Origin of the sequence: Paracoccus sp. TRP, from assembly GCF_000185925.1 — a bacterium.
GTDB lineage: Bacteria > Pseudomonadota > Alphaproteobacteria > Rhodobacterales > Rhodobacteraceae > Paracoccus > Paracoccus kondratievae.
In genome coordinates this window covers 133,786-154,577 of record NZ_AEPN01000005.1, presented here as the reverse complement: position 1 = coordinate 154,577, position 20,792 = coordinate 133,786, and the positions used below count along the sequence as shown (strand labels likewise).

Sequence of the window (20,792 nt, the reverse complement as noted above, 5' to 3'; positions counted from 1 at the left end):
GCTTGTCGGCGGTTGGCTCCGGCTGTGTCACCCTTCAATATATCCGTTGACAGCGCCGTGGCAATCGTTCCGACCGATTTCCTTGCCGTCACTGTGACATATGTCAGTTATAAATTTGATTTTTAACAATTTTTTATCCGCGGTTTTCCGCGTTATGGAATTCTTCATTCCTGAGACATAGCGTGCAGGGAATCACACCAGAAGATCTGGAGCCGGAATGAGGGACAAAAATCGGGAAACCCCCGAAAAAATTGTGCTGGTTCTGCAAGGGGGCGGCGCGCTGGGGGCGTTTCAGGCCGGCGCTTACGAGGCACTATGCGACGCAGGGCAGGAACCAGAATGGCTGGCCGGAATCTCGATCGGCTCGATCAATGCGGCGCTTATTGCGGGAAACCCTCCGGGTGAACGCTTGCCAGCGCTGCGTCAGTTCTGGGATCGGGTGACGGGGGCACCCTGGCTCATGGCCCCCTGCCTTGGCAAGGGGCCGCTGCATGAACAGATGCGTGCTGCCTGCAACGAAGGCAGCGCCGCCATGACTGCGCTGCTGGGTGCGCCAGGCTTTTTCCGCCCGCGTCTGCCGGACCTCTTTTCGTTTCTGCCCGGCCTGATGCGCCAGACCAGCTGGTATGACACCGGGCCCCTGCGCGATACGCTGCTAGAGCTGATCGACTTTGACCACCTGAACCGCTATGGACCCCGGCTGTCTATCGGCGCCGTGGATGTCGAGACGGGCAATTTCACCTGTTTCGACAGCCGCGAGACCACGATCACCGTTGATCATATCATGGCCTCGGGTGCGCTGCCGCCGGGTTTTCCTGCGGTCGAGATCGAGGGGCGACACTATTGGGACGGCGGGCTGGTGTCGAACTCACCACTGCAATTCGTCTTGGAAACACCCAGCACCCGGCCACTGTCCATCTATCAGGTGGACCTTTACCCGTCGCGGGACAGCCTGCCCCGCTCCATGGCCGAGGTTGAACAACGCGAACGCGAGATCCGCTTTTCCAGCCGTACACGGCTGAACACCGATGAATTCCGCAACCGTCATGCGCTGGCCAGCGCAGCGCGCCGATTGCGCGCCCGCCTGCCCCGCGAATTCCGTGACGACCCGGATCTGACCCGGCTGATCGAGGCAGGCCCTGCCCATCCGGTCAGCCTGATGCATTTGATCTATCGCCATGCAAGCTATGAAGGCGCATCCAAGGATTACGAATTCTCGCGCCTTTCGATGCTGGATCACTGGCACGACGGGCGGCGGGACGCAGAACGCTCGTTGCGCGATCCGCGCTGGATCAACCGGCAGGTACCGCAGGATGGGCTGATGATTTTTGACATCAGCGACCCGCATCACCAAGAGGCGGCCGCCAGCTGAACCATCACATGGACACACCGCCCGGCTGGTTGCGGGCGGTGTGACATGACAGCAGGGGCAATATCAGCGTTGGGGGATCAGTCAGTCTGGAACAGGCTCTTTAGTGTCGAAGGCTGACTGCGCCAGAATTGCGGTGGGGCTTTGACGCTGGCACCAAGTTTGGCCGCCGCGTGCCAGGGCCAGCGGGGATCGTAAAGCACGGTTCTAGCCAGTGCGATCATGTCTGCGTCACCCGTGGCGACGATAGCCTCGGCCTGCTCAGGCTCGGTAATCAGACCAACGGCAATGACCGGGATACCTACCGCCTGCCTGACGGCGCGCGCCAGCGGCACCTGATAATTCGGCCCGACCGGGATCTTTTGACGCGGGTCCAGCCCGGCGCTGCTGATATGAATGGCGGCACATCCCCGCGCCTCCAGCGCCTGCGAAAGGGCGATGCTGCCTTCGATGTCCCAACCGTTTTCGACCCAATCAGTGCCCGAAATGCGGGCCGTCACCGGATAGCCCTCTGGCACGGCGTCTCGCACCGCCTCAAAAACCTCCAGCGGGAAACGCATGCGGTTTTCAAGGCTGCCACCATATTCATCTTCGCGCCGGTTCGACAGTGGCGACAGGAACTGATGCAACAGATAACCATGCGCGGCGTGGATCTGGATCGCGTCGATCCCCAGCCGCACCGCCCGACGCGCCGCTGCGGCAAAGGCGTCACGTACACGTGTAAGCCCTGCCCGGTCCAGCGTCACCGGAGGATGGTCACTTTCCGCAAAGGGCAGATCCGAGGCCGAGACCGTCTGCCAGCCATTCGCGGCATCAGGCGCGATCTGGGCCCCGCCTTCCCATGGCTTCGCGGTCGAGGCCTTACGCCCGGCATGGGCAAGCTGGATCGCGATGGGCATGTCGGACCAGGCCCGGACACCTTTCAGAACGCGATCCATCGCCGCTTCGGTTTCGTCATCCCACAGCCCGACATCGCCATAAGAGATGCGGCCCTCGGGCAGGACGGCGGTGGCTTCGATGGTCAGAATGGCAGCGCCGGAATGCGACAGGGCGCCAAGATGGATCAGGTGCCAGTCGGTCATCCGCCCATTCTCGGCGGAATAGGTGCACATCGGAGCAATGACGATCCTGTTGGAAAGGGTCTTGCCGCCAATGGCAATCGGCTGAAATAGCTGGGATCTGGGCATGAAAAGGTCCTTACGGTTGTCCCTTTCACATAGGCCGCCGATCCCTTGCCACAAGCCCTGCCCGCGCGGTTCCTGCCGGCAAGGGCGTTTCGGGGGGCAAAACGCCCCCTTGTTCGTTCAGAAGCTGTTGCGCTCGTGGTAGGTGCGCAGGAAGTTCCATATGCGCTGGTCCTTCGGCGCGTGGAAGATGCCCTGAGGGCTGTCCACGGCGACCAGTTCGCCTTTTTCCATGAACGCGACCTGATCGGCAACATGGGCGGCAAAGCCCATCTCATGGGTGACGACCACCATGGTCATACCCTCGGACGCCAGCGTCTTCATGACGTTCAGCACCTCGCCCACCAGTTCGGGGTCCAGCGCCGAAGTCGGCTCGTCAAAAAGCATCAGCCGCGGCTCCATAGCGATGGCGCGGGCGATGGCGACGCGTTGCTGCTGACCGCCGGACATGCGCGAGGGGTGGTTTTCCATCTTGTCGGCAAGACCCACCTTGGTCAGCGCCTCGGCCGCGCGGGTCTCGGCCTCGGCCTTTGAAAGGCCGCGCACGCGGATCAGCCCCTCGGCCACATTCTCTTTCGCGGTCATATGTGGCCAAAGGTTGAACTGCTGGAACACCATACCGATCGAACGGCGCATCTCGCGCAGCTTGCGTCCCGACATCTTGCGGCCCGGGGTTTCATAGCCGATCAGCTGGCCGTCTATGCGGATCTCGCCCGAGTCGTATTCCTCGAGAAAGTTGATGCAGCGCAAAAGCGTGGACTTGCCCGAACCCGAGGGCCCGATCAGGCAAGTCACTTTGCCCGGCGGGATGGACAGATCAACGTCCTTCAGCGCGTGGAACGGCCCGTAATATTTGTTGATCTTGCGGATCTCGACGGCGGATGCCTGCATCGGCTCAGGTCCTTTCGATCAGATGTTTGGTGATACGCGTCTCAACCCTGCGGCCAACGCGCGAGATAGCTTCGACCAGCACCCAGAAGAACAGTGCCAGCACCAGATTCGCCTCGAGGTAACGGTAGGTCTCGGCGGACATGCGGCCGACCTGATACATCAGCTCGGGCACGGTGATGATCGACAGGATCACCGTCTCCTTGGTCAGGATGATCGAGAAATTGACCAGCGCCGGCAGCGACGACACCAGCCCCAAAGGCAGGAGGATGCGGCGCACGATGGTCGGCTCGGCCATGCCAATGGCGCGCGCAGCCTCGATCTGGCCATGCGGCACCGCCCGGAAGCCTGCGCGGAAGATCTCTGCGAAATAAGGGCTGCCATAGAGCGTAAGGCCCAGAAGGCCCGCCGGGATCGCGTCCAGCCGCAGTCCGATCAGCGGTCCGCCATAGTAAAGCACGAACAGCTGGACAAGAAAGGGCGTGCCGCGAATGACCTCGATATAGGCCTGGACGATCCAGCCGACAAAGCGCGGTGCGTAACGCTGGACCAGCGCGATGACGAGCCCCAGCGCCATGCCAAAGATGGTGCCCAGAATCCAGCACAGCACGGTGACGCCAAAGCCCCTGAGCAGGGACGGGCCGTATTGTTCAAGGATGCTCCATTCCATCAGATGGCCGTCCTGTGTTCGAGATAGCGTCCCAGCGCCGAAAGGCACAGGTTGATGATCAGATAGATGCAGGCGGCCGCGATATAGACCTCAAGCGGGCGAAAGGTGGTGGCGGCCTGCGCCTGACTGGCGCGGGTGATTTCCATGATGCCGACAACCGAGACCAGCGAGCTGGCCTTGACCAGCAGGATCAGTTCATTGATCAGCGCCGGCAGCGAGATGGTCACGGCCTGAGGCAGGATGATCCGGGTCCAGACATCGCTCGGCTTCATGCCAATGGCAACGGCGGCCTCGGCCTGCCCTTTGGGCAAAGCTGCGATGGCGCCCCGCCAGATTTCCGAGATATAGGCGCTGGCGCATATCCCGACGGTAAAGACCGCCGCAAAAGTGGCGGGCACGTCGATGCCGATCACCGCAAGCGAATAGTAGAACACCAGCAGCTGCACCAGCAGCGGCACTCCACGGAAAAAGCTGACCCAGAGCGCCGCAAGTTTGCGCAAGACCATGTTGGATGAAAGCCGCGCCGCGCAGATCAGCGTGCCGATCACCAGCCCCAGCACGATGCCAAGGACCGAAATCAACAGCGTGTACCGCGCCGCCCAGATCAGTGGTTCGAAACTATCAAGAAAGACCGGAATGGAGAACATGCGCGCCTCGCCTTGGCCCTTGGGAACGGGCGGGGCCAGCCCCGCCCGTCAGCGATCAGTTGGTCGGGACTTCGCGGGGCAGTTCGGTATAGCTGCCCAGCCATTTTTCCTGGATCGCCTTGACGCGACCGTCGTCCGTCATTTTCAGCAGCGCGTCGTTGATAGCCTTGGCAAAGCTTGCGCTGTCATCGCCCTTGCGCAGCACCCAGGCGAAATAGCTCGGCTCGCCATACTGGGGCGGATCGAACAGGGCAAAGGTCTCGGGGCGGTTGCTGACCAGATAGGTCAGGTTCGGCAGCGAACCTGTCACCGCGTCCAGGCGACCGGCGGCAAGGTCGGCATAGGCCTCGTCCGTGGTGCCGTATTCCTTGACGTTCACGCCGCCAAGGCTTTCACCAAAGGTCTGCAGGATGCGGGCCTGAGCGGTACCCTGCTGGACACCGACGGTCTTGCCCTTGATGTCCTCGGGCTTGGTCAGCTCGGTGTTGCCGGCTGCCTTGATCAGCGCGACGCTGGCATCCGCGATCGGCAGGGTAAAGGTATAACGCTCGACCCGGTCGGGCGTGATGGTCACAGGGGCGATAATGATATCGAACTTGCCGACCTCAAGCCCCGGCAGCTCGGCGGTCCAGGGGATGTCCTGATAGACCGGCTCGACGCCCAGCTCTTTGGCGACTTCGTCAAACAGATCCTTGGTCAGGCCCTCATACTTGCCGTTGTTCAGCATGTCGAAGGGGGCGTAGTGCATGTCGGTCGCAGTGACGATCTTGCCGGCTGCCTTGATGTCGGCAAGTTGGTCGGCTTGCGCGGCAGTGCCGAGCGCAAGCGCGGTCAGGCCGAACAGGGCAGCCTTGATGCTGGTGTGGAAGGTCATGTCAGTCTCTCCTGGTTGGACGGAAATGAGGCGCGGCACCGGTGCGTTGCGACGCCGCGCCTATGGATCAGAGAATGGCAGGAAGATTCAAGCCGTGCTCCCGCGCACAGTCCAGCGCGATCTTGTATCCCGCGTCCGCGTGACGCATCACGCCGGTTGCCGGATCGTTCCACAGCACCCGGGCCAGACGCGCATCGGCGTCCTCGGTCCCGTCGCAGCAGATGACCATGCCCGAGTGCTGCGAAAAGCCCATGCCGACCCCGCCACCATGATGCAGGGACACCCAGGTCGCGCCCGAAGCGGTGTTCAGCAGCGCGTTCAGCAGCGGCCAGTCGGACACGGCGTCCGAACCGTCCTGCATCGCCTCGGTCTCGCGGTTGGGGCTGGCGACCGAGCCCGAGTCGAGATGGTCGCGGCCGATCACGATCGGGGCCTTCAGCTCGCCGTTGCGCACCATCTCGTTGAAGGCAAGGCCCAGCTTGTGACGCAGGCCAAGGCCGACCCAGCAGATACGCGCCGGCAGACCCTGGAAACTGATCCGCTCACGCGCCATGTCCAGCCAGTTGTGCAGATGGGGGTCGTCGACCAGTTCCTTGACCTTCTGGTCGGTCCTGTAGATGTCCTCGGGGTCGCCCGAAAGCGCCGCCCAGCGGAACGGCCCGATGCCCCGGCAGAACAGCGGCCGGATATAGGCCGGCACAAAGCCGGGGAAGGCAAAGGCGCGCTCAAAGCCCTCTTCCAGCGCCATCTGACGGATGTTGTTGCCGTAATCGACGGTCGGAATACCCATATCGGCGAATGCGACCATCGCCTCGACCTGTTTGCGCATGCTGATGCGGGCCGCACGCTCGACCGCCTTGGGGTCGGTCTCCTGACGCGAGCGCCATTCCGCGACGGTCCAGCCTTCCGGCAGGTAGCCATGGACCGGGTCATGGGCCGAGGTCTGGTCAGTCACGATATCGGGGCGCACGCCGCGACGGACAAGCTCGGGGAAAACTTCGGCAGCGTTACCGATCAGCGCCACCGACTTCGCCTCGCCCGCCTTGGTCCAGCGGTCGATCATCTCAAGTGCTTCGTCCAGCGAATGGGTCTTTTCATCGACATAGCGGGTGCGCAGACGGAAATCGGCGCGGGTCTCGTCGCATTCGACCGCAAGGCAGCAGGCACCAGCCATGACAGCCGCCAGAGGCTGGGCACCGCCCATGCCGCCAAGGCCGCCGGTCAGGATCCATTTACCTTTAAGATTGCCGTCATAATGCTGACGGCCCGCCTCGACGAAGGTTTCATAGGTGCCCTGAACGATCCCCTGCGAGCCGATATAGATCCACGACCCGGCGGTCATCTGACCGTACATGGCCAGCCCCTTGCGGTCGAGTTCATTGAAATGATCCCAATTCGCCCAATGGGGAACAAGGTTCGAGTTGGCGATCAGCACGCGCGGGGCGTCCTTGTGGGTCTTGAAGACACCCACGGGCTTGCCCGACTGCACCAGCAGGGTTTCGTCGGTCTCAAGCTTTTGCAGACTGTCGACGATCAGGTCGAAGTCCTGCCAGGTGCGGGCGGCGCGGCCGATGCCGCCATAGACGACCAGCTCATGCGGATTCTCGGCCACATCGGGGTGCAGGTTGTTCATCAGCATCCGCATCGGCGCTTCGGTCAGCCAGCTTTTCGCGGTGATCTCGGTGCCGGTGGGCGGGAAGATGTCGCGGGTGTTTTGACGGGGGTTGTCCATGTCTCTCTCCGTTCAAGCCAGCAGATGGCCGGAAATGATGATGCGTTGGATTTCCGAGGAGCCCTCGTAGATCCGCATGATGCGCAGATCGCGGGCGATCCTCTCGATGGGGAAGTCGCGGGTGTAGCCATAGCCGCCGTGCAGTTGCAGCGCGGTATCAGCGATGCGGCCAGCCGCCTCACTGGCCGCAAGCTTGGCCATGCTGGAGGCAAGCGAAAAGCGCCCACCGCCATGATGCGCCGCCTGCCGCTGCCGTGCCGCATCCTGCGACAGCAAAAGCGCCTGCCGATAGGCGACGCCCATATCGGCGATCATCCAGCGGATGCCCTGCCGTTCGCTGAGCGGCTGGCCACCGATCACACGATCCTTGGCATAGGCAATCGAGGCCTTCATCGCCGCCTCGGCCAGACCCAGGCATTGCGCGGCGACCTCGATACGGCCGTTGTCCAGCACCTGCATCGCGGTGCGGAAACCCCGGCCCTCTTCGCCCAGCAGGGCGTCATGGGGCAGATGGCAATCAAGGCTCAGGGTGAACACATGCCCGCCCTTCAGCCCCATGGTCTTTTCAGGGGCACCCGGCTCAAGCCCCGGCGTGCCCTTGGGCAGGATAAAGGCCGAGATGCCGCGATGCGCCTTTTCAGCGTCGGTCACCGCATAGACGACGAGGAAATCCGCAACGCCGCCGTTCGAAATAAAACATTTCGTGCCCTTCAGATGCCAGCCATTCTCGGTCCGGCGGGCGCGGGTCTTCATATCGGCGGGGTCGGACCCGGCGGTCGGCTCGGTCAGGGCAAAAGCGCCCAGAGCTTCGCCCGATGCGGCTTTCGGCAGCCACTGCTGTTTCTGCGCCTCGGTCCCGCCCAGCAGGATAGAATCGGTCGCAAGGTAATGCGCTGTCAGCGCCGAAGCGGTCGAGCCACAGGTCCCTGCAACGATCGCCACCGCACGCAACAGCGCCGGGGCGGAAATACCGCTGCCGCCATATTCCTCGGGCAGGTTGGCGCCCATCATCCCGACCTCGCCCAGAACGGCAAGCTGGTCGTGGACAAAAGCCGAAGTTTCATCAGTCCCGGCAGCCTTCGGCGCGATCTGCTCGGCGCAGATGCGTTCCAGCACGTCGCAGAACAGCCGCTCTTCCTCGTTCAGCATGTGCCAGTCATCGCTCATGCGGTCTCCTCCAATCCGAATTCGCGCAGGATGGCGGCGCGATCTCCGCCAAGGCGCGGGGCCGATGTCGTGGCCACAGGCTTTGCTGCTTCAAAGCGCACCGGCTGGCCAATGGTCGGCGCAAGTCCCAGCACCGGATGCGGCAACTGGCTGACCAGTTCGCGGGTCCGGGCATGTTCGTTGTCCGCCGCCTGGGCAATGTCCCAGATCGGCGCAGCGGGCAGGCCCACCCCGGCAAGGGCTGCGACAGCCTCCTCTGTCGTCAGCTCACGCGACCAGTTTTCGATCAGGCGCTTCACCTCGGGCTCATGCGCGGTGCGGCTTTCGTCGCTGGCAAAGCGCGGATCCTGCGCGGCCTCGGGCGCACCGATCAGCGTTGCAAGCGTGGTGAACTGCTTACCGTTCAGAACCGCAATCACCACCTGCCCGTCGCGGGTCGCAAAGCAGCCAAACGGGGTGGAAAGGGGGTGACGGTTGCCCACCCGCTGCGGCACCTGCCCGGCATAGAAATGCAGCGCATGGCTGGTCGTCAGCATCGAGAACAGCGCGTCATACATGGCAACGTCCAGCGTCGCGCCCTGCCCCGTGGTGTTGCGGTTCACAAGCGCGGCCATGATCGCCCAGCTTGCAAACAGCCCCGCGATCAGGTCGGCCATGCTTTCGCCGGTCTTTAGCGGCGCACCGCCCTCTTCGCCTGTGCCGGCCATCAGGCCCGACATGGCCTGCACGACCAGATCATAGGCCGGCAAGTCACGGAACGGCCCATTCTGGCCAAAGCCCGAGATCGAGCAATAGACCAGCCGCGGATTTGCCTCGCGCAGCGCCTCGGGCCCAAGGCCCAGCCGCGCAGCGACGCCCGGACGGAAATTCTCGACCACCACATCGACGCGGGCGGCAATGTCGCGGGCCAGCGCCAGATCTTCGGGCGCCTTGAGGTCCAGGACAAGGCTTTGCTTGCCCCGGTTGTTCAAGGTGAAAAGCGCGCTTTCCCCGTCCTTGAACGGGCCGATATGGCGGTAATCGTCACCGGCCGGAGGCTCCAGCTTGATGACCTCGGCCCCCAGATCGGCCAGAAGCGCGGTGCAATATGGCCCCGCCAGCACGCGGGACAGATCAAGTACCCTGATGCCCTGCAACGGCTTCATGCGCGCAGCTCCGGTGCCAGTGCCGCAAGACGTTCAAGGATCGCCCGCAGCGTTACCCGCAATGTCTCGGCCTTGGACTCGTCATAGGCAAAGGGCGGGGTCTCGGTCGCCAGATGTGTCGATTGCGCCAGCTCCATCTGGATGGCGTGAACGCCCTGCTGCGGCTGGCCATAGTGCCGGGTTGTCCAGCCGCCCTTAAAGCGGCCGTTCACCACATTGCTGCGACCAGTGGCGGCGCAAAGCTCGGCCGTGGCTGCTTCGATGCGCTTGTCGCAGGACGCGCCGCTGTTGGTGCCGATATTGAAATCCGGCAGTACGCCTTCGAACAGAAAGGGGATCACCGAGCGGATCGAGTGGCAGTCGTAAAGAATTGCCACGCCATGGCGCGCCCGCACCCGCTCGATCTCGGCGGTAAGCGCCTGATGATAGGGGGTGTGAAAGCGGGCTTTGCGGTCGGCGATTTCCTCGGCATCCGGTTCGGTCAGCCAGATCGCTTCGCCGTCGAAATCGGTCAGCGGCACAAGGCCGGTGGTGTTCTGGCCGGGATAAAGGCTTGCATCATCCGGCCCGCGATTGGCGTCGATGACATAGCGATGAAAGGTCGCGCGCACCGTTGTCGCGCCGGGCAGCAGCCCGTCATAAAGCCGCTCGATATGCCAGTCGGTATCGGCCAGCACCTGTCCGCGCGGGTTCAGCCGGGCACGAATGTCGTCCGGCAGCCAGGTCCCGGTATGGGGCAGGCCCAGAATGACCGGGCTGTCGCCTTGGATGACCTCGACGGGATTCACGGCCGCACCTCATCCAGCAGGTGGCCGGGAACGGCACCAACCAACACGCCTTCGCGCACCAGCCGGGCGGATTCGGCCAGGTCGGGGGCCAGATAACGGTCCTGTTCCAGCGCGGGCACCGTCTGGCGCAGCGCCGTCAGCACCGCCTGCAGCGGGCCCGAGGTCCGCAGCGGGGCGCGGAACTCGACCCCGGCGCTGGCGCAAAGCGCCTCGATACCAAGGATCTGCGCAAGGTTCGCATTCATCCGCTTAAGCCGCCGCGCACCATGGGCCGCCATCGACACGTGGTCTTCCTGGTTGGCCGAGGTGGGCGTGGAATCGGTGCTGCATGGCGTGGCCAGATGCTTGTTCTCGCTCATCAGCGCGGCCGAGGTCACCTCGGCGATCATAAGGCCAGAGTTCAGACCCGGATCGGGGGTCAGGAAGGGCGGCAGATCATGGCTCAGCGCCGGATCGACCATCAGCGCGATGCGGCGCTGCGAAATGGCCCCTATCTCGGCAATTGCCAGCGCGATCTGGTCAGCGGCAAAGGCCACCGGCTCGGCATGGAAGTTCCCGCCCGAGACGATAAGGTCAGCGCCGACCAGCACCAGCGGGTTGTCGGTTGCGGCATTCGCCTCGATCTCAAGGGTGCGGGCAGCCTGCCACAGCAGATCAATACAGGCGCCGGTGACCTGAGGCTGACAGCGGATGCAATAAGGGTCCTGCACGCGGCTGTCGCCTTCGCGGTGGCTTTCGCGGATCTCTGACCCGTCCATCAGCGCGCGGATGGTGCGCGCCGCGACGATCTGGCCGCGATGACCGCGCAAAGTGTGAATTTCGTCAAGGAAAGGCGCGGTCGACCCCATGATCGCATCGGTCGACAGCGACGAGGTGACCAGCGCAGCCCGTGCGGCGGCAAAGGCGTCAAACAGCCCGGCAAGCGCGAATGCGGTCGAAACCTGCGTGCCGTTGATAAGCGCCAGCCCCTCTTTGGCAGCAAGCACCACGGGCTTGAGACCCGCGGCCGCCAGCGCCTCGGCCGAGGGCATTTCGCGGCCTTCGAACATTGCGCGGCCTTCGCCCAGCATGGCAGCAGCCATATGGGCCAGCGGCGCCAGATCGCCCGAAGCGCCGACTGAACCTTGCGACGGGATCACCGGCAGCACGCCACGGGCAAGCATGTCCTCGATCAGCCGGATTACCTCGGGACGCACACCCGAAGCGCCACGGCCCAGCGACAAAAGTTTCAGCACCATGATCAGGCGCACGGTCTCGGGCTCGACCGGTTCGCCCACGCCGCAGCAATGCGACAGGATCAGGTTGCGCTGCAACGTCGCGGTGTCCTGCGCCGCGATCTTGATCGAGGCCAGTTTGCCAAAGCCGGTGTTCACGCCATAGACCGGAACCTCGCCATTGGCGGCGGCATTGATCCGGGCGGCAGATTCGGCAATGCCCGCACGGGCCGAGTCGTCCAGCCGCGCGGCCAGCCCCTCGCGCCAGATACGCTCCAGCTGCGCGAGTGTCGTTTCACCGGGAATAAGGATCAGTTCAGACAAGTTCGCCTCCGACGATGCGGGCATGAAGGGGATTAAAACCGATGCGATAGGTCAGCTCGGCCGGATGCCGGATGTCCCAGACGGCCAGATCGGCGCGCATCCCGGCAGCAAGCCGGCCGCGATCCTCAAGGCCCAGCGCCTGCGCAGCATGGCGCGTAACGCCCGCCAGACATTCGGCCGGGGTCATGCGAAACAGTGTGGCGCCCATGTTCATGGTCAAAAGCAGAGAGGTCAGCGGCGAGGTGCCGGGGTTGCAATCCGTCGCCAGCGCAATCGGCACGCCAGCATCACGCAGCCCCTGCATCGGCGGATATTGGGTCTCGCGCAGCGTATAGAATGCACCGGGCAGCAGTACCGCGACGGTGCCCGAGGCCGCCATCGCCTTGATCCCGTCCTGGCCCAGATATTCAAGGTGATCGGCCGACAGCGCGCCATGCTGCGCAGCCATAGCCGCACCGCCCAGATCGGACAGCTGCTCGGCATGCAGCTTGACCGGCAGGCCAAGCCGGACGGCGTGATCAAAGATCCCCGCCATTTCCTCGCGCGAAAACGCGATGCCTTCGCAGAATCCGTCAACGGCGTCGATCAGCCCTTCGGCATGGCCGCGCTCCATCCCGGCAATGACGACATCGCGGATATAACCCTGACGGTCATCCTTGTATTCCGGCGGCAGGGCATGGGCGGCAAGCCAGGTGGTGCGCACCGTTACCTTGCGCATCTGGCCGATACGACGGGCAACGCGCAGCATCTTGAGCTCGCCATCAACATCGAGCCCATAGCCCGACTTGATCTCAAGCGTCGTGACCCCTTCGGCCAGCAAAGTATCGACACGCGGCAGGGCCGAGGCCAGCAACGCCTCTTCGTCCGCTTCGCGCGTGGCGCGAACGCTGGACAGGATGCCGCCGCCGGCGCGGGCGATCTCTTCGTAAGAGGCGCCTTCCAGCCGCATCTCGAACTCGCGCGCGCGGTCGCCGCCAAAGACGATATGGGTGTGACAGTCGATCAGCCCGGGGGTCACCAGCCGCCCGCCCAGATCCTCGCGCGTCGCACCGGTATATTCGGCAGGCAGATCCGCTTCAGCCCCAACCCAGATGATTCGGTCGTCTCCGATCACCGCCGCGCCTTGCTCAATCAGGCCATAACCGCCTGACTTTTCGTCCATTGTTACAAGATGTGCGTGGTGAAGAAGCTTCATCGGCTCGCATCCCCGATTGATTTCCAGGTTGTTCTATGTCTAAACTTAATTAACCTCTATGTCTAAACTTATTTTGACGCAAGGAAGAGTGACGAGATGACGGTTATCTGGGCGAAACGGGCCTTGTTGCCCGAAGGATGGGCAGAAAATGTCCGGGTGACGATCAATCAGGGCCGAATCGCCAAGGTCGAAAAGGGCGCGGCGCGGCGCGGCCATCAGGCGGGACTGTTGCTGCCGGCGATGGCAAACCTGCACAGCCATGCCTTTCAGCGCGCCATGGCCGGCTTGTCCGAGGCAAAGGGCCCCGAGCCACGCGATACCTTCTGGACCTGGCGGCAAATCATGTACCGCTTTCTTGACCACCTTGGCCCAGATGATGTCGAGGCCATCGCCGCCCTTGTGCAGATGGAGATGCTGGAGGCCGGTTACGCCACCAATGTCGAGTTCCATTATCTGCACCACGGCCCCGGCGGCGCGCCCTATGACAATATCGCCGAGATGGCCGAGCGCATCGCAGCAGCAGCCAGCCGGACGGGCATCGGCCTGGCGCTTTTGCCGGTGCATTACCAGTTTGGCGGCGTAGACCAGCGCGCGCTTGCCCCCGGCCAGAACCGCTTTGGCACGACGCCCGAAGAGTTTCAGCGCCTGCTTGACGCCTCGGAGGCGGCGCTTGGCGGCCTGCCCGCCGATGCCGGTATCGGCGTTGCGCCCCATTCGCTGCGCGCCGTCTCGCCCGAGGGGTTGGCGGCCTGCGTCGATCTGCGGCCCGGCCGGCCGTTGCACATGCATCTGGCCGAGCAGGTCCCCGAGATCGAGGAAATCAGCACCGCCTATGGCCGCCGCCCGGTCGAATGGCTGCTCGACAACCACCAGCCCGACCGGCGCTGGACGCTGATCCACCTGACCCACATGACCAAGGATGAGACCCGCCGCCTTGCCGCCACCGGCGCAGTCGCCGGGCTGTGCCCGATCACCGAATCATCCCTTGGCGACGGCATCTTCAACGGCACGATCTGGGCAGCGGCAAAGGGCCGAGTCGGCTTTGGCTCGGACAGCAACATCCGCATCTCGCTGGTCGAAGAATTGCGCACACTGGAATACAGCCAGCGCCTGCGTGATCGGGGCCGGGCGATCCTGGCCGAGCAGGAACGCTCGACCGGACGGGTGCTTTATGAAGCCGGGCTTGACGGTGGTGCGACCGCCGCAGGGCGCGAGACCGGGGCGATCCGCAAGGGTCTGTGGGCTGATCTGGTCGCGGTAGACCTTGAAAATCCGGTAATGGCGGGACGCAAGGGCGATCAGATGCTCGACAGTCTGATCTTTGCCGGGCACGACGGGCTGGTACGGGACGTCTGGTCGGCGGGCCGCCATGTCGTCAGCGAAGGTCGGCATATGGAACGCGATCGCATTATCGCGGATTATCTGACGACTATCTCACGGCTTCAGGACCACATGTGACCGAAAAAAGCTCATCCAAGGCACAGGCCATCGTTACCGAGGTGCGTCGCCGTATCGCTGACCGCGAATGGCGGCAGGGCGACCGCATCCCGGACGAAGCAGAGCTGGCCGTCGAATTCGGCGTTGCCAGGGCCACTGTGAACAAGGCCCTGCAACTGCTGGCCAAAGAGGGGCTTCTGGACCGCAAACGCCGCGCCGGAACACATGTGACGGTGAACCCGACGCGCAAGGCGACACTGACCATTCCCATCGTGCGCGAACAGATCGAGCAGGCGGGAATGGAATACAGCCACCGCGTCGTTGCACAAAAGAAAAGCCCGATCCCCGCCGCCATTGCCGAACGGATGGAACTGCCAGAGGGTCAGATGCTGATCCATCTGCGCACGGTCCATTACGGCGACGGCAAGCCGTTTCAGGCCGAGGATCGCTGGATCAACCCGGCTGCTGCCCCGGGCGTTGATGGGATCGACTTTCACCGTGTCAACGCCAATGAATGGCTGGTGCGCAACGCGCCATGGCTGCGCGCCGAGATCGCCTTTTCAGCCGAGAACGCCAATGCCCGCGATGCCCGCCTGCTAGAGACGCGGCAAGGCAGTGCGCTATTGATCCTGCAGCGCACGACCTTCAACGATCTGGGCGCGATCACGACCGTCCGTGTGGCCTTTCATCCCGGCCACACCATGATTGCAACGCACTGAGGGGCGCGCCCGCTTCACTTTGCCACGGCCTTCGCCTAAGACATCGGCCAATCCCAAAAAGGAAAAGCCATGGCCAGCGCCAATCTCAACATCATGATCAGGGCCGCGCGCAAGGCGGGCCGCAGCCTCGTCAAAGACTTCCGCGAGGTCGAAAACCTTCAGGTCTCGGTCAAGGGCGCGGGCGATTTCGTCAGCCGCGCCGACCGCGAGGCCGAGCGCATCATCAAGGAAGAGCTGCGCAACGCGCGGCCGAACTATGGCTGGATCGGCGAGGAAACCGGCGAAGAGGACGGCGAGGACCCGACCCGGCGCTGGATTGTCGATCCTCTGGACGGCACCACCAACTTTCTGCACGGCCTGCCCCATTGGGCGGTCAGCATCGCCCTTGAGCACAAGGGCGAGATTGTCGCATCGGTGGTCTTTGACGCCGCCAAGGACGAGTTGTTTACCGCTGAAAAGGGCGACGGCGCATTTCTCAACGACCGCCGTATCCGCGTTTCGGGCCGTCGGCAGATGATCGAGTCGATCTTTGCCACCGGCGTTCCCTTCGCGGGGCGCGGTCCCCTGGCTGCAACGCTGCGTGATCTTGGCCGGCTGATGCCGCTGACCGCAGGCGTGCGCCGCTGGGGCGCGGCCTCGCTGGATCTCGCCTATGTCGCCGCGGGCCGCTACGAAGGGTACTGGGAACGCGGGATCAAATCCTGGGACGTGGCCGCTGGCGTTCTGCTGGTGAAAGAGGCTGGCGGTCGGGTCGATTCGATCCATCCCGGCCAAAGCCCGGTGGAATCAGGCTCGATCGTCGCCGCCAACCCCCAGCTTTTCGACGAATTGGCAGGAATAGTGCGTCAGCGCGACTGAGCCCGGCTTGACCTTTCCTGCCGGGAAAGGCATGGGCGGATTTCAAGTCTGGAAATGCGCCGATGCCAAATGACAGCCAGACGGGGCCGCTGATGGCCCCGGCAGCCCGCCCGCCTGCCGTTCCACCACCGCTTGCCGCCCCACGGACAGAGCGTCAGGGCACGGCCATCCTGTTGATCTGTGGATCGGCGCTGATCTTTGCAGCCCAGGACGGTATCTCGCGCTATCTGGGCGCCACCTATTCCCCGATCTTTGTCATCATGCTGCGGTTCTGGTTCTTCGCGGCATTCGTCATCCTGCTCTGCGCCCGCTCCTCGGGCGGGCTGGCGCGGGCAGCGCGGTCAAAACGGCCATGGACACAAGCCTTTCGCGGCGTCCTTCTGGTGGCCGAAGTGGTGGTCACGGTCGAGGCATTTGTGCGTCTGGGCCTGATCAACACCCATGCGATCTTTTCCTGCTATCCGCTGCTGATATCGGCGCTGTCGGGACCGTTCCTGGGCGAAAAGGTCGGCTGGAGACGCTGGGCAGCCGTCGCGGTTGGTTTCGTCGGCATCCTGATCGTGCTGAAACCGGGCAGCGGGGTCTTCAGCTCTGACGCGATCCTGCCTTTTGCCGGCGCGGCGATGTTTGCGGTTTATGGCCTGCTGACCCGGCTGGTCGGGCGCGACGATCCGGCCATGGTCAGCTTTTTCTGGACCGGCATCGTCGGAGCCATCGCCATCACCCTTGTCGGCGTCTGGCATTGGGAACCGATCGCAGGACGCGACATTCCCTGGCTTTTGCTGCTGTGCCTGACGGCGGTGGTCGCGCATTACATGCTGATCAAGGCCTATGAACTGGCCGAAGCTTCGACCTTGCAGCCCTTTTCATACACTCAGCTTGTCTGGGTCAGCATCTTTGGCGTGACGATCTTTGGTGAAACGCTGGCACCGAATGTCGCCATCGGCGGGCTGATCGTCGTCGGCGCGGGCCTGTTTACCTGGTGGCGCGCACGCCAGCGCGAGCGGGCCGGACTGAACTGAGCGGGGCGGCATTCGCCTCTTCGACCGAGAACGCCGCCTGCCCCAATACCTCGGCCAGCGCGCCACCCGCCGCATAGCCGGTCAGCGACCGCGTGGTCATCAGGGGCCGGGCAGAACGCACCAGCCGGATCGGCGGAGGCGCGGGCGCAGGTTTCATCCCGCCCCCGGTCAGATCCCATGTCGGGACCAGAGGCACCGGCGTGCCTTTGATGCGGGCGCGATAGATTGGCAGCGCCTCGGCCACGCGCATGACGTAGTTGCGCGTCTCGTCAAAGGGGATCATCTCGACCCAATCGACCGGATCGACCCCGCCGCGCAGGTCTCCGAATTCGCCCAGCCAGCGGGCCGAACGACCCGGACCGGCGTTGTACCCCGACGCGACCAGCGCGATCGAGGGGCCGAAGCGGTCGCGCAGCCCGGCCAGATAGGCTGCGCCCAGCCGGGCATTATAAGCGGCGTCACGGGTCAGCCTCGCCTGATCAAAGGGCTCACCCAGCCGCCGCGCCATCGAACGCGCGGTGTCGGGCATCACCTGCATCAGCCCCAGCGCCCCGGCATGCGATGAAACGGTATGGTTGAACTCGCTTTCCCGCCGCGCAATCGCCATGACCAGTTCGGGCGGCAGGCCCAGCGGACGGGTCTCAAGCCCGGTCAGAGGGTAATAGGCCGCAGGATAGACGACGCCCTTGGCCGCCGCTGCCTTGGCCAAGCGCAGCGCGTGCCAAGGCAGGCGCATTTCCATCATCAGCCGGGCCATGCGACCGATATCTTCGGGCGCGGCAGTCTCGGCCAGATGCAGAAAAAAGCGGGCCGCCTGATCAGGCTCACCTGCCGCGATCAGCCAGACGCCCGCCTGCCAGATCCGGTTTTCGCGCAAATCACTGCCGCGCCAGTCGGGCAAGGTCTCGGTGCTGCGCCCGGCAATCGCCAGCTCCGGCTGCATGGGCAGGCCCAGCTTTTCAGCGGCAAGCTGGCCATACCATGCCGATTGGTAGCCAGCGGCGCGGGTATAGGCGGCACTGGCGTCGGCGGTTTTCCCTGCGGCCTCGTATGCCCGGCCCTGCCAGTAATGGGCGCGCGATAGCGAGATCGGGCTTGCCACCGCCTTTTCCAGCGTCTGGAAATGCGCCAACGCCCGGTCCGGCGCGCCACCTCGCAAGGCCGCATAACCGGCAAGCCATTCCAGATCGGAATAATCATCGCCGCCCGCAGACAGGAAATGCCCGGCGGCCAGCTTTTCAGCCAGCGCCCAGTTGCCCTGCCGCAGCGCGAGCCTGGCGTAATCGGCCCGCTTGCCAGCCCAGGCGGCAGGGTCGCGCAAGGCCTCGGCACTGGTCGAACGCTCCAGCATCAGATCGCGTGCCAGATCCGGCATCTTGGCCCATACCCGCCAGCGAAAGCGGTCAAGCGCAAGCCCGGCGTCATCTCTTTGTCCGGCGGGCAGCGCAAGGATCAGCGCATCCACGCCGGTCTGTCCAGCTTGCAGCGCCAGCCGCGCCCGGCCCAAGGCCTGCGCCGGAGCCGAGGCAAGCGGCAAGGCAACCTGCGCGGCCTGCCATTCGCCCTGATCCAAAAGCCGCATCAGCCGCGTATCGTGCAGACCCGCGACCGTTTCGCCATGGGCAGCCAGGAAAACATCGGCCTCGGCCTTGCTTAGCGCCTGTTCGGACCAGAAACGGGCAATCTCGTCGCGGGCGGCCTGCGGATCGGTTTTCTTTAGCGCCGCGATCAGCGCCATCGCACCGTTCAGCGTGTCGGGGTGGCGCGTGCCGAACCAGCCGATCACCTCATCCGGCGGCAGGTCGGCCCGCAACAGTGCATCCCCGCGCTTCCAGAACAGCGCCATGCCGGGCCAGTCGCGATTACGGGCAGCAAAGTCGCGGTATTCCGCCCAAGTCCCCTGCCCTGCCCGCAGCCGCTGCCACAGGATCAGGTCGCGGGCGACAGGACCCGAGGCCTCGGCCTCGGCCGTGGCAGCGGACCAGTCACGCATCGCAGCAGCGCCCAACGCCCGGGACAAACGCTGGGCATCCTCGGCCCGGGCCGGCAAGGCCAGACTAAGGGCAAAGGCCAGAGCAAACCCGACAAGCCTGTCACGGAAAGGATACATCATGGCTTCATTTCTGCGGGCTTCCTGCAGGGGGCGCAACTCAAATCCTTGGCAATTCGCGCGCCCGGATGTAAGCCCGCAACAGAAGCAAATTCAGGATACCCACATGTTCAGAGGCTCGCTGCCCGCGCTGGTCACGCCATTCACCCCCGATGGGGAGCTGGATCTCCCAGCGCTGGAGAAGCTCGTCGAGTGGCATGTCGAGCAGGGCAGCCATGGTCTGGTGCCCGTCGGCACCACCGGCGAAAGCCCGACCCTGAGCCACGAGGAGCACCGTCTGGTCATCGAAGAGGTCGTGCGCATGTCCGCCGGCCGCATCCCGGTTATCGCCGGGGCTGGCTCAAACTCGACGCGCGAGGGAATCGGGCTGGTCCAGCACGCTCAGGCCGCAGGGGCCAATGCGGCACTGGTGGTGACGCCCTATTACAACAAACCGACGCAGGACGGGCTGATTGCGCATTACACCGCGTTGCATGACGCAAGCGAGCTGCCGATCATCATCTACAACATCCCCGGCCGCTCGGTCATCGACATGACGCCCGAAACGATGGGCGAACTGGCGAAACTGCCGCGTATCGTCGGCGTCAAGGACGCCACCGGCAAGCTTGAGCGGGTAAGCCAGCAGCGTATCGCCTGCGGCAAGGATTTTATCCAGCTGTCGGGCGAGGACGCGACCGCGCTTGGCTTTAACGCTCATGGCGGCGTGGGCTGCATCTCGGTCACGGCGAACGTCGCACCAAAGCTGTGCGCCGAATTCCAAGAGGCAACTCTGGCTGGCGATTACGCCAAGGCGCTGGAATATCAGGACCGGCTGATGCCGCTTCATGTGGCGATCTTTCTTGAGCCGGGGGTCGCCGGGGCGAAATACGCCATGTCGCGGCTTGGCCTGATCAGCGACCGCGTGCGGCTGCCGCTGGTCGGCCTCAGCGACGCGACCAAGGCCCGCATTGATGCGGCAATGTCTCACGCCGGGCTGATCTAGGCGCGGGACGCCGGAACAATCAGATCAAAAAAGAACGGGGCGGGATTTCCGCCCCATTTTCATATGCGGGGCTGGCTGCCCTGCTGATCCCGGCGCTTGCGATCAACAAAGCTTTCCTCGTCCGGATCGGCAAAGGTCGCCCAATCCTTGCCGGGTGCGGGACACGGCAATTCGTCGCGGCTCCAGCCCATATGCATATGGGCCTTGGCAATGAAATAGCCGGTGACAGGGGCGGTCAGCAGCAAAAACAGGGTGATCAGCAGCTCGTGCCAGGTCAGCACGCCATAGCGCGCCGGAAACCAGATCAGTGAGGCGACAAGCACCGCCCCGACCCCCAGCGTTGCCGATTTCGTCGGCGCGTGCAGGCGCGTCATCGGATCGGGCAGTTTGACCAGCCCGTAAGAGCCGACAAGGCCAAAGAACCCGCCCGCCACCAACAGAACCGAGACGATGATTTCCGCGATCAT

The 20,792-nt window shown here is 64.0% G+C and carries 19 protein-coding genes; 6 read left to right on the top strand and 13 right to left on the bottom strand.

Going from position 1 to position 20,792, the window contains the following annotated elements; all coding sequences use genetic code 11:
* The first annotated feature begins 217 nt into the window (after positions 1-217).
* Positions 218-1,372, top strand: coding sequence for a patatin-like phospholipase family protein (locus PARACOCCUSGL_RS0105090; RefSeq protein ID WP_010393785.1), 1,155 nt, complete (start codon positions 218-220; stop codon positions 1,370-1,372).
* Between the two features lie 77 nt (positions 1,373-1,449).
* On the opposite strand, the gene PARACOCCUSGL_RS0105085 is transcribed toward PARACOCCUSGL_RS0105090, so the two are convergent.
* The 11 genes from PARACOCCUSGL_RS0105085 to hutI all read right to left on the bottom strand — a co-directional run bounded on the left by PARACOCCUSGL_RS0105085 (position 1,450) and on the right by hutI (position 13,197).
* Complete coding sequence (locus PARACOCCUSGL_RS0105085) at positions 1,450-2,556, bottom strand: NADH:flavin oxidoreductase/NADH oxidase (RefSeq protein ID WP_029371541.1); 1,107 nt, start codon at positions 2,554-2,556, stop codon at positions 1,450-1,452.
* Positions 2,557-2,673: 117 nt separating this feature from the next.
* A complete protein-coding gene (locus PARACOCCUSGL_RS0105080) occupies positions 2,674-3,444 on the bottom strand; it encodes an amino acid ABC transporter ATP-binding protein (RefSeq protein ID WP_010393780.1) in 771 nt (256 codons plus the stop codon).
* A 4-nt stretch (positions 3,445-3,448) separates the two neighbouring features.
* On the bottom strand, positions 3,449-4,111 hold the full coding sequence (locus PARACOCCUSGL_RS0105075) for an amino acid ABC transporter permease (protein ID WP_010393777.1): 663 nt from the start codon (positions 4,109-4,111) through the stop codon (positions 3,449-3,451).
* Positions 4,111-4,758 carry an amino acid ABC transporter permease gene (locus PARACOCCUSGL_RS0105070; RefSeq protein ID WP_010393775.1) on the bottom strand — a complete coding sequence of 216 codons (648 nt, stop codon included), beginning with the start codon at positions 4,756-4,758 and terminating at the stop codon, positions 4,111-4,113. Before PARACOCCUSGL_RS0105070 ends, PARACOCCUSGL_RS0105075 begins: the two co-directional genes overlap by 1 nt.
* Positions 4,759-4,813: 55 nt before the next feature.
* Positions 4,814-5,632, bottom strand: coding sequence for a transporter substrate-binding domain-containing protein (locus tag PARACOCCUSGL_RS0105065; protein WP_010393773.1), 819 nt, complete (start codon positions 5,630-5,632; stop codon positions 4,814-4,816).
* 67 nt (positions 5,633-5,699) lie between these two features.
* Positions 5,700-7,364: a urocanate hydratase gene (gene hutU, locus PARACOCCUSGL_RS0105060; RefSeq protein ID WP_010393771.1), complete on the bottom strand. Its 1,665-nt coding sequence runs from the start codon at positions 7,362-7,364 to the stop codon at positions 5,700-5,702.
* A 12-nt stretch (positions 7,365-7,376) separates the two neighbouring features.
* Complete coding sequence (locus PARACOCCUSGL_RS0105055; protein ID WP_010393769.1) at positions 7,377-8,531, bottom strand: acyl-CoA dehydrogenase family protein; 1,155 nt, start codon at positions 8,529-8,531, stop codon at positions 7,377-7,379.
* The gene (locus PARACOCCUSGL_RS0105050; protein WP_010393766.1) at positions 8,528-9,676 is read right to left on the bottom strand and encodes a CaiB/BaiF CoA-transferase family protein; all 1,149 of its coding nucleotides are present in this window, start codon (positions 9,674-9,676) and stop codon (positions 8,528-8,530) included. Before PARACOCCUSGL_RS0105050 ends, PARACOCCUSGL_RS0105055 begins: the two co-directional genes overlap by 4 nt.
* Positions 9,673-10,464, bottom strand: a complete 792-nt coding sequence (hutG, locus tag PARACOCCUSGL_RS0105045) for an N-formylglutamate deformylase (RefSeq protein WP_010393764.1) — start codon at positions 10,462-10,464, stop codon at positions 9,673-9,675. Before hutG ends, PARACOCCUSGL_RS0105050 begins: the two co-directional genes overlap by 4 nt.
* A complete protein-coding gene (hutH, locus tag PARACOCCUSGL_RS0105040; protein WP_202796766.1) occupies positions 10,461-12,026 on the bottom strand; it encodes a histidine ammonia-lyase in 1,566 nt (521 codons plus the stop codon). The genes hutG and hutH overlap by 4 nt, the downstream gene beginning before the upstream one ends.
* Positions 11,995-13,197 (bottom strand): imidazolonepropionase, encoded by a 1,203-nt coding sequence (hutI, locus tag PARACOCCUSGL_RS0105035; RefSeq protein ID WP_010393758.1) that lies wholly within the window; start codon positions 13,195-13,197, stop codon positions 11,995-11,997. The genes hutH and hutI overlap by 32 nt, the downstream gene beginning before the upstream one ends.
* A gap of 96 nt (positions 13,198-13,293) precedes the next feature.
* On the opposite strand from hutI, the gene PARACOCCUSGL_RS0105030 reads away from it, so the two are divergent.
* The 4 genes from PARACOCCUSGL_RS0105030 (at position 13,294) to PARACOCCUSGL_RS0105015 (ending at position 17,233) form a co-directional block, all read left to right on the top strand.
* Complete coding sequence (locus tag PARACOCCUSGL_RS0105030) at positions 13,294-14,655, top strand: formimidoylglutamate deiminase (RefSeq protein ID WP_010393756.1); 1,362 nt, start codon at positions 13,294-13,296, stop codon at positions 14,653-14,655.
* Positions 14,652-15,353 carry a GntR family transcriptional regulator gene (locus tag PARACOCCUSGL_RS0105025; protein ID WP_010393755.1) on the top strand — a complete coding sequence of 234 codons (702 nt, stop codon included), beginning with the start codon at positions 14,652-14,654 and terminating at the stop codon, positions 15,351-15,353. The genes PARACOCCUSGL_RS0105030 and PARACOCCUSGL_RS0105025 overlap by 4 nt, the downstream gene beginning before the upstream one ends.
* Positions 15,354-15,422: 69 nt before the next feature.
* On the top strand, positions 15,423-16,211 hold the full coding sequence (locus PARACOCCUSGL_RS0105020) for an inositol monophosphatase family protein (protein ID WP_010393753.1): 789 nt from the start codon (positions 15,423-15,425) through the stop codon (positions 16,209-16,211).
* Positions 16,212-16,273: 62 nt separating this feature from the next.
* Positions 16,274-17,233, top strand: coding sequence for a DMT family transporter (locus PARACOCCUSGL_RS0105015; protein WP_010393751.1), 960 nt, complete (start codon positions 16,274-16,276; stop codon positions 17,231-17,233).
* On the opposite strand, the gene PARACOCCUSGL_RS0105010 is transcribed toward PARACOCCUSGL_RS0105015, so the two are convergent.
* Positions 17,187-19,343, bottom strand: coding sequence for a lytic transglycosylase domain-containing protein (locus PARACOCCUSGL_RS0105010; protein ID WP_010393749.1), 2,157 nt, complete (start codon positions 19,341-19,343; stop codon positions 17,187-17,189). The two genes, PARACOCCUSGL_RS0105015 and PARACOCCUSGL_RS0105010, sit on opposite strands and share 47 nt — an antisense overlap.
* 106 nt (positions 19,344-19,449) lie before the next feature.
* Here PARACOCCUSGL_RS0105010 and dapA point away from each other — a divergent pair, with 106 nt between their 5' ends.
* A complete protein-coding gene (gene dapA / locus PARACOCCUSGL_RS0105005; RefSeq protein WP_010393747.1) occupies positions 19,450-20,325 on the top strand; it encodes a 4-hydroxy-tetrahydrodipicolinate synthase in 876 nt (291 codons plus the stop codon).
* A 59-nt stretch (positions 20,326-20,384) separates the two neighbouring features.
* On the opposite strand, the gene PARACOCCUSGL_RS0105000 is transcribed toward dapA, so the two are convergent.
* A complete protein-coding gene (locus tag PARACOCCUSGL_RS0105000; protein ID WP_010393745.1) occupies positions 20,385-20,792 on the bottom strand; it encodes a Na+/H+ antiporter subunit G in 408 nt (135 codons plus the stop codon).